This is a genomic window from Streptococcus sp. Marseille-Q5855 (assembly GCF_946901985.1).
Lineage (GTDB): Bacteria > Bacillota > Bacilli > Lactobacillales > Streptococcaceae > Streptococcus.
The window spans coordinates 1-1,756 of the sequence record NZ_CAMPPR010000013.1 but is presented as its reverse complement, the minus strand read 5'-3'; the positions used below and the strand labels follow the sequence as shown (position 1 = coordinate 1,756).

Genomic DNA, 1,756 nt, shown 5'->3' with positions numbered 1-1,756 from the left:
CTTTTCAGTATTGAGAAAAAGATTTAATGACCAAGCCTGAGATAATTCTCAGGTTTTTTTCGTCTCTTTTGCGAATAAATAGATAGTAGCAGTGAATCTAGTAAACCTAGATTTAAAAATGTGCTATAATGAAAGGAGAAGAAATATGACTGTACGTCATCCGGGCATCAGCCCAACCAATGACTTGGTTGCTAAGAAAATCTTTAGCAATCCAGAAATCACTTGTCAATTTATTCGCGATATGCTGGACTTGCCAGCTAAAAATGTGACCATTTTGGAGGGGAGCAATATTCACGTCTTGCCTTCCCTGCCGTACTCGGCGCAGGATTTCTATACAAGTATAGATGTTTTGGCGGAGCTAGATAATGGAACCCAAGTAATCATTGAAATTCAGGTTCATCATCAGAATTTTTTCATCAATCGCCTGTGGGCTTACTTGTGCAGTCAGGTTAATCAAAATCTTGAAAAAATTCGCCAACGAGAAGGTGATACACACCAGAGTTACAAACACATTGCACCTGTTTACGCCATTGCAATTGTGGATAGTAATTATTTCCAAGATGACTTGGCTTTCCACAGTTTTAGCATGCGCGAGGATACGACAGGTGAGGTTTTAACCATAACCAATAATGGTCAAGAAAACCATTTAGTTAAGATGGCATTCTTGGAATTAAAAAAATACAGAGAAACCAGCAAAGATAGTATTCGCAAACCATGGTTGGAGTTTTTTGGGAATAAACCCTTTACCCAACAACCCGAGCGAGCTATCAGCCAAGCAGACCAACTGCTGGACTATAAGAGCTGGTCCGAGGAGGACAGGAAAATGTTTAGTCAACTACGTATGCGCGAAGAACAGGCCTTGTTAGCTCAGGACTATGCCTTGGAACAAGCTGAAGAAAAAGGTTTAGAGAGAGGTCTTGAACGTGGTCGTGCAGAAGGTATTGAACAGGGACTGGAGCGAGGGAAAATTGAAGGAAGTTTGTCCATGCTACTAAATTTAGTCCGTCAAGGCATTCTGACTTCCGAGGTTGCCAGTCAGCAATTGGGCATGACCGTCGCTGAGTTTGAGGTACTATTGAAAAACTATCATACATAAGACCTAAAAAATACAGAGAAACCAGCAAAGACGAGGTTCGTAAACCGTGGTTGGAGTTTTTCGGGAACAAACCCTTTACTCAACAACCCGAGCGAGCTATCAGCCAAGCAGACCAACTGCTAGACTATAAGAGCTGGTCCGAGGAGGACAGGAAAATGTTTAGTCAACTACGTATGCGCGAAGAACAAGCCTTGTTAGCACAGGACTATGCCTTGGAACAAGCAGAGGAAAAGGGCTTAGAACTTGGACTTGAACGTGGTCGTGCAGAGGGTCGTGAACAAGGACGAGAAGAAGGCATTGAAGAGGGATTAAAAGTAGGTTTAGTAAATCTAGTCCATCAAGGTCTTCTGACTTCCGAGGTTGCCAGTCAGCAATTAGGCATGACTGTCTCTGAGTTTGAAGAATTATTGAAAGACCATCATAACTAAGAACTAAAAAAACTCTAAGCAGGCAGAGCCTGCTAACTCATGACAGAAAAAGAAGTTTAGCTTATAATGAAGATGAACAATACAAATCCGTGGTGTCTAATAGGACTTTTCCTAGCCTGTTAAAAAAACTGGATGAACAAGAGTCATGAGATAACTCGAATATGCCTTGAGCATGAAAATAAAATTACTAGTAGCCTCTTGTTCTATTGTTCAAATAGTTAACAGGAGGTTT

The 1,756-nt window shown here is 41.2% G+C and carries 1 protein-coding gene and 1 pseudogene; both read left to right on the top strand.

Annotated features, from left to right (window positions below):
• Positions 1-145 precede the first annotated feature (145 nt).
• On the top strand, positions 146-1,096 hold the full coding sequence (locus OC529_RS11725; RefSeq protein WP_262082249.1) for an Rpn family recombination-promoting nuclease/putative transposase: 951 nt from the start codon (positions 146-148) through the stop codon (positions 1,094-1,096).
• Positions 1,097-1,098: 2 nt separating this feature from the next.
• Positions 1,099-1,524: pseudogene (locus OC529_RS11720) on the top strand (hypothetical protein); the annotation flags it as partial.
• Positions 1,525-1,756: the final 232 nt, after the last annotated feature.